This window comes from Deltaproteobacteria bacterium, assembly GCA_026388415.1.
In the GTDB taxonomy this organism is placed as follows: domain Bacteria; phylum Desulfobacterota; class Syntrophia; order Syntrophales; family JACQWR01; genus JAPLJV01.
The window spans coordinates 1-6886 of the sequence record JAPLJV010000045.1; the positions used below are offsets into that span (position 1 = coordinate 1).

Consider the following 6886-nt stretch of genomic DNA (forward strand, 5'->3'; position numbering starts at 1 on the left):
TTGAGCCTGCGCAATATCCCTTTTTGCACCGCTTCGCCGGCCAGACGGTCGTATTCCGCCTGAGAACCATCGCACCAGTAAACACTGTCCGGACGGCACAGCTCCGCCATCTCTTTTACCCATTTCTGCAATTTTTCGTTACCCGTCATAAAAATCCTTTCTGATCATATTTAATCATCCGACAATGAAACTATTTGGGAATTAAATTTAGCGATCGAGCATAGTGAGAAAAGTTACCCCTGTCAAGTAAGGAAAACTGGGGCCAATATTTCCTTGACATACAAGTCCGTTGCTGCTTATACTTCCCGTCGTCAAAAGTGATGCCTTATCAGAAATGAGTTATGAATTAAATTCATAACATTGTTCGCTTAAACAAACATAGGAGACTAATAGTATGAGAAAAACAATGCCGGTATTATTTATTTTTGTAGCCATCTTGTTTCCCTTTGTTTTATCGTCTTGTGTCAACCTCTCGACACCGGTCCTTGTAGATTCGGATAACGATAGGGTACCCGATAATTACGATTATCGCAATGAATTTACAAAAGCACCCTATTACGATTATTGCCCCACCACTACGCCGGCGGGTGTGAAGGTTGATGACTGGGGCTGTCCTCCGGATTCCGATAAGGATGGTGTTCCCGACTATCTCGACAAGTGCCCCGGTACGCCGGCAGGTGTCAAGGTGGATAAGGACGGATGTCCTCTGGATTCCGACAAGGATGGTGTTCCCGACTATCTCGACAAGTGCCCCGGTACGCCGGCAGGTGTCAAGGTGGATAAGGACGGTTGTCCTCTTCTAGATTCCGACAAGGACGGCGTTACCGACGATCTCGACAAGTGCCCCGGTACGCCGTCAGGTGTGAAGGTAGATAAGGACGGTTGCCCCCTCCCAGTGGAACAGCTTCAGGAAGTTCGGGCAGAGGCGCCGGCCGCCGCAGCAGCGGTGACGAGTGAAGAAAAAAAGGAAGCGGCGGCGGTTGCCAAGGAGATCTTCGAGAAAGGCCGGGCGACCATCAAGGTCGAGTTCGATTTCAACAAAGCGGATATCAAACCCGCATTTAATAAAGAAATTCAGAAATTTGCCGACGTCATGAAAAATAACCCTGATCTCAAAGTGGTGATTGAGGGACATACGGACAATGTCGGCGGAAAAGATTTTAATGAGAAGCTTTCCGCAAAACGGGCCAACAGCGTGAGAGACTATTTGACGAAGAAATTCGGCATAGCAGAATCACGCTTGACGGCCAAAGGCTACGGCATGGCCAAGCCGATTGCCAGCAATACGACAAAAGTGGGCCGGCAGAAAAACCGCCGGGTCGAAGCGGTAGTTGACTATACAATCAAAAAATAACCGGATCGTGGGCCTCTCATCTATGGGGATGGGGGGCCCACTCTTGCGTCATTAACTTTTCATCTATTGGATCCCACTATGCCGTTGCCTGTGGTTTTTTGTGGCTTGCGACCGCAAGTGGCCTTGGGTGTTCGGGAATCTTCGTCGTCGTTGCATCCACCGTCTTTTCTGGCGGCGGCCTTTTCCCCCGGATGGACGTATGCCTCTAAAAGCAGGGGCGGGCGATGCGATTGGGAAACGTGTAAAAATATGGCCTTGACTTTTCAATGGTGCCTTGGCATAATGAAGCCACAGATTAAAGCGGATTGATTTGGTGGGAAGATCATAATTATGTAACGAAAGAAGGGTGGATTTTGGAACTGGATAAATTTAATGCACTGGAAGGAAAGATCAAGAATATCTTAAATGAATATTCTTTGGTGAAAAAACAGAACCAGGAGTTGAAAGGACTCCTTAAAAATACAGAGTTAGAATTGGAGGGGGTAAAGGGGAAACTCGCAGAATATAGCGAGGAAAGGGATGCAATACGCACAAAATTAGATGTGCTGATTAATTTACTCCAGGATATAGATATAACTGTTTAATTGAGGTAGCACCTCTTTGAAGAAGCAATATCACATAAATATACTGGAGCAGGATTTATCGGTATTAAGTGATTCCGGGGATGACCATGTGGCGGGTGTTGTTCAGTATGTGGAGGACAAGGTGCAGCAGATAAGGTCAGCCGCAAATAGCATAAACACATTGAATATCGCCATATTGGTGGCTTTGAACATTGCGGATGAATATCTCAAGCTGGCGGGAACGAATAAGGAAATGTGTGATGAACTGGTTAGCAGAACAGAGAATTTGATTTGTTTGATTGATGATGTTTGAGATAAAAATATCCCCTGCGATGTGCGTGATTAACATTCGTTTTTTGAGCCAACACCTTGGAACCGGGGACCTTTCCTTGTAAGCGGTGTGCATGTTCGCCGTTATCCCGCTCTGGCGGGAGGCGAAAAGCCTAAAGCGACAATACTGGGCGCCCACTTTTCATAAAGGTTCAAAAAGGTCGTTAACACGGCATAGGCGGGGGGTTTTCGTTCCAAAGATTTTGCCGCCCCAGCTTGCCGCCCCAGCCCTCCCTTAAATAGCTTCCAACATAGATCGTTATTTTTTGTTTTCTGCCCGGAGGACATAGGTATGTCACGTAGATTGGATATTATCAGAACATTGAAGGAGGGAAAACGTTGTGGATAGCAACTGGATATGGATATTACTAATTGTTTTGGGGACTTTGCTCGTCGGCGTCCTGATGGGATTCGGCTTGAACCGCATGCTGGGCCGGAAGAAACTCCTTTCTTCGGAAAGTCTTGCCCAGCGGATTCTTGCTGAAGCCAAGAAAGATGCTGAAACAATAAAAAAGGAGGCCGTGCTCCAGGCCAAGGAGAATCTCCTCAAAACGAAAGCGGAGTTTGAAAAGGATTCCCGAGACAGGAAGGTGGAGATTGATAACTGGGAAAAAAGGATCCGTTCCAAAGAGGAGAGTCTGGATAAGAGAATGGATTCCTTGTCTCAAAAAGAGGCAAATATTGATCATCGGGAAAAGTCCCTGCTTCCTAAGGAGTCTCTTCTAACGGAAAAACATGAGAGGCTGGATCGAATTATTGCCGAAGAAAGAGAGAAGATGGAGAAAATCGCCGGCATAAGTTCGGAAGAGGCCAAGAAATATCTTATCCAGACCATGGAAGAAGAGGCCAAGCATGAAGCGGCGGCAGTCATAAGAAAAATTGAGGAAGAAACAAAGCGTACCGCCGATAACAAGGCGCGCGAGATTCTCGCCTATGCTGTGCAACGTTACGCCGGTGATGTTGTTGCCGAAAATACCGTTTCCGTAATAGCTCTTCCCAATGACGAGATGAAGGGGCGGATCATCGGCCGGGAAGGCAGGAACATCAGGGCTATCGAAGCAGCCACGGGCATTGATCTGATTGTAGATGACACCCCGGAGGCAGTTGTCCTGTCCAGTTTTGATCCGATCAGGCGGGAAGTGGCGCGCATGTCTCTGGAGAGACTGATCAGCGACGGCAGGATTCACCCTGGACGGATCGAGGACATTGTCAAAAAGGTGAGCGGCGAAGTAGACACGATAATCAGGGAGATAGGCGAGAGGGCCTCATTCGACGTGGGTGTCCACGACATTCACCCGGAAATCATCACCCTGCTCGGGAGCCTGAAATACCGCACCAGTTACTCGCAGAACGTTCTCCAGCATTCCATAGATGTTTCCTACCTCATGGGGATGATGGCCGCCGAATTAAAAATGAACGTTAAAGAAGCCAAACGCGCGGGGCTGCTGCATGATATCGGCAAGGCCGTAGACCATAAGATTGAAGGTCCCCATGCCGTTATCGGCGCCGATTACGCCAAGCGTTTTGGTGAATCTGCCAAAATCGTTCAAGCCATTGCCGCCCATCATGAAGATGGCCGGAATAATACCCTTTTGGGCGTATTGGTGCAGGCGGCCGATACCCTTTCCGCAGCCAGACCGGGCGCCCGCCGGGAGATGTTGGAAACGTATGTCAAGCGTCTGGATGAGCTGGAAAAGATTGCCCATTCTTTTAGTGGCGTAGATAAATGCTACGCCATTCAGGCGGGGAGAGAGATCCGAATTCTCGTGGAAAACGAAAAGATATCCGATAATGACGCCGTGATGCTTTGCCGTGATATTATTAAGAAAATTGAGGCAGAACTGACTTACCCGGGCCAAATAAAGGTGACGGTGATCAGGGAAACAAGATTTTCTGATTACGCACGTTAGTAAGTTAGGTTAATATATGAAGATACTGTTTATCGGTGATATTGTTGGTAAACCGGGCAGAAGGGCCATCCGGGAACTGCTGCCGCAGATCGTGTCGGCAGACGAAATAGATTGTGTCATTGCCAATTGCGAGAATGCCGCCGCCGGTTTTGGCGTGACCCGTGATATTGTGGATGAGCTTTTCCAGAGTCATATTGACGTGCTTACTTCGGGAAATCATATCTGGGATAAAAAAGAAGCTATAGGTTTTATAGGAGATTTTAGTAAACTGCTCCGTCCCGCCAATTACCCTGCGGGTGCGCCGGGTTGTGGAAGTGTCGTTATCCCGGCCCGCTCCGGCAACAAAGTGGGTGTTATTAATCTGAGCGGGAGAGTATTCATGCCGCCGCTTGATTGCCCCTTCCGCACGGCGGAGAGGGAGATTGAGAAAATAAAGAGCAATACAACCGTTATAATTGTTGATTTTCACGCGGAGGCGACCTCGGAGAAAAAGACTATGGGTTGGTTTCTGGATGGTCAGGTGACGGCAGTCTTGGGCACCCATACCCATGTTCAGACGGCTGACGAGGGAATATTGCCTCAGGGAACGGCCTACATCAGTGATGTTGGCATGACCGGCCCGTTCGACTCCGTCATCGGCATAAAAAAAGACGAGATTCTGACCCGTTTTTTAACCCAGATTCCCAACAAATTTGATGTTGCCAAAGGCGACGTGCGGATACAGGGGGTAGTTATGGATATAGATGAGCTGACCGGCCGGAGCCGCGGCATAGAGCGACGAACCTGGAGGCTGGCAGATTGAAAAACGTATATGACATACTGTTGGAGAGGGGATTTGTCGCTCAGGTCACCGATGAGGAATCGCTCCGGGAAAGACTGGAGAATAGTCAGGTGCGCTGCTATATCGGCTTTGATCCTACTGCGGTAAGCCTGCACATTGGCAGCCTGGTTCCAATTATGGCCCTGGCGCACATGCAGCGGCAAGGTCATGTACCCATTGCCTTGATAGGCGGCGGAACCGGTTTAATCGGCGATCCGAGCGGCAAAACGGAGATGCGCCAACTGCTTACCATAGAGCAGATAGATGACAATGGGCGTGGCCTGCAAAAGCAGCTTTCCCGCTATATTGATTTTAAAAATGGTAAAGCTATCCTTGTGAACAATGCCGACTGGCTGACAAAACTTAACTATATAGAATTTTTGAGGGATATTGGCAGGCATTTCAGCGTCAACAAGATGTTGTCGGCAGAATGCTATAAAATGCGCATGGAAAAGGGGTTGAACTTGATTGAATTCAATTACATGCTCCTGCAGGCCTATGATTTTCTGTATCTCTTTGAGCATCAGGATTGCCTGCTCCAGATGGGAGGAAACGATCAATGGGGAAATATCCTGGCCGGCACGGATCTGATCAGAAGGGTTAAAGGCAAAATAGCCTACGCGCTGACTTTTCCGTTGCTTATAACCTCACGGGGCAACAAGATGGGTAAGACCGAGAAGGGCACCGTCTGGCTGGACACCTCCCTCACGACACCTTATGAGTATTACCAATACTGGATAAATACAGAAGACGCGGATGTGGGAAGGTTCCTGGCCCTTTTTACTTTTCTCCCCATGGAGGAAATCGGACAAGTCAGTCGCCTTGCGGATGCCGAACTGAACATGGCCAAGGCCGTGCTGGCCTTCGAGGCAACGAAGATTACCCACGGGGAGGCCGCGGCAGTGAACGCCTGGACGGCGTCGGCAGCGGCGTTTAATGCCCGACCTGTTGATGCCGGCCTTTTCCCTGCTTCTACAATTCCTCGTTCGCTTCCCGAGTCCGATGTGCATGGCATCAAGTCTTTAGAGAAAACACGGGAGGAGCTGACAATGGGAATCCCGGCCTTTGAACTGTTCTTTGAAGCTGCCGTGTGCACCTCGAAGGGAGAGGCCCGCAGGGTTATCGCGCAAGGCGGCGGTTATGTCAATGATAAACAAATAGCTAATTTTGATGATAAAATAACCATTGACGCAGTAAATGAGCGGGGTCTAATTATCTTGCGAAAAGGCAGAAAAACCTTTTTCACGATTACGATAAAAGACTCAAAATAAATTGCACAAAGTGCTTGACATACGAAAAAACGAGGTGTATAAGACTCCTTCGCTGAGGTTGATCAAGAAATTCATTTAGTAGTTCCTTTGATTACTCCTTGACAGATTCTTTAAAAAATTTAAAAGCAGGGTTCGTTTTTGTGACGAGTCCGAAAATAGTCCTTGACAATAGGATTGAAGTTAGCTACTGTCAACGGCTCGTTTTCACTGGTTCTTTGGAAATTGAATAGTGGGATAATTGATTTGTGGGTCCTTTATCATTAGAAAAAAAGCTAGAGAGCGATCTCTCAAGAATTAAAAACTGGAGAGTTTGATCCTGGCTCAGAACAAACGCTGGCGGCGTGCCTAACACATGCAAGTCGTACGAGAAAGGGTCCTTCGGGACCTGAGTAAAGTGGCGCACGGGTGAGTAACGCGTGGATAATCTGCCCTTAGGTCGGGAATAACTCATCGAAAGGTGGGCTAATACCGGATAATGCTGTTTTTACTACGGTTGGACAGCCAAAGGGGGCCTCTGTATGTAAGCTCTTGCTTAAGGATGAGTCCGCGTACCATTAGCTAGTTGGTGGGGTAATAGCCTACCAAGGCGACGATGGTTAGCTGGTCTGAGAGGATGATCAGCCACACTGGAACTGAGA

Annotated in this window: 6 protein-coding genes, 1 rRNA gene, 1 other RNA gene and 1 pseudogene; 8 read left to right on the forward strand and 1 reads right to left on the reverse strand. The window is 48.3% G+C overall.

Annotation, left to right across the window (positions count from 1 at the left end; translation table 11 throughout):
* Positions 1 to 149, reverse strand: a 149-nt coding sequence (locus NT140_10320) for a hypothetical protein (GenBank protein MCX5832260.1), incomplete at its 3' end; no start/stop codon positions are given.
* Between the two features lie 464 nt (positions 150 to 613).
* Between NT140_10320 and NT140_10325 the strand changes: the two are divergent.
* The 8 genes and pseudogenes from NT140_10325 to NT140_10360 all read left to right on the forward strand — a co-directional run.
* A pseudogene (locus NT140_10325) lies at positions 614 to 1354 on the forward strand (OmpA family protein).
* 353 nt (positions 1355 to 1707) lie between these two features.
* Positions 1708 to 1938 carry a hypothetical protein gene (locus NT140_10330; GenBank protein ID MCX5832261.1) on the forward strand — a complete coding sequence of 77 codons (231 nt, stop codon included), beginning with the start codon at positions 1708 to 1710 and terminating at the stop codon, positions 1936 to 1938.
* A gap of 16 nt (positions 1939 to 1954) precedes the next feature.
* Positions 1955 to 2230 carry a cell division protein ZapA gene (locus NT140_10335; GenBank protein MCX5832262.1) on the forward strand — a complete coding sequence of 92 codons (276 nt, stop codon included), beginning with the start codon at positions 1955 to 1957 and terminating at the stop codon, positions 2228 to 2230.
* Between the two features lie 8 nt (positions 2231 to 2238).
* Positions 2239 to 2436, forward strand: a non-coding RNA gene (gene ssrS / locus NT140_10340) — 6S RNA.
* Between the two features lie 152 nt (positions 2437 to 2588).
* Complete coding sequence (gene rny / locus NT140_10345) at positions 2589 to 4157, forward strand: ribonuclease Y (protein ID MCX5832263.1); 1569 nt, start codon at positions 2589 to 2591, stop codon at positions 4155 to 4157.
* A gap of 16 nt (positions 4158 to 4173) precedes the next feature.
* Complete coding sequence (locus tag NT140_10350; protein MCX5832264.1) at positions 4174 to 4959, forward strand: TIGR00282 family metallophosphoesterase; 786 nt, start codon at positions 4174 to 4176, stop codon at positions 4957 to 4959.
* Positions 4956 to 6248 carry a tyrosine--tRNA ligase gene (gene tyrS, locus NT140_10355; GenBank protein ID MCX5832265.1) on the forward strand — a complete coding sequence of 431 codons (1293 nt, stop codon included), beginning with the start codon at positions 4956 to 4958 and terminating at the stop codon, positions 6246 to 6248. Before NT140_10350 ends, tyrS begins: the two co-directional genes overlap by 4 nt.
* Positions 6249 to 6546: 298 nt before the next feature.
* Positions 6547 to 6886 (forward strand): 16S ribosomal RNA (locus tag NT140_10360); the annotation flags it as partial.

Coding starts and splice junctions, on each gene's coding strand:
- NT140_10350 (MCX5832264.1), top strand. CDS start 4,174: ATGAAGATACTGTTTATCGGTGATATTGTTGGTAAACCGGGCAGAAGG.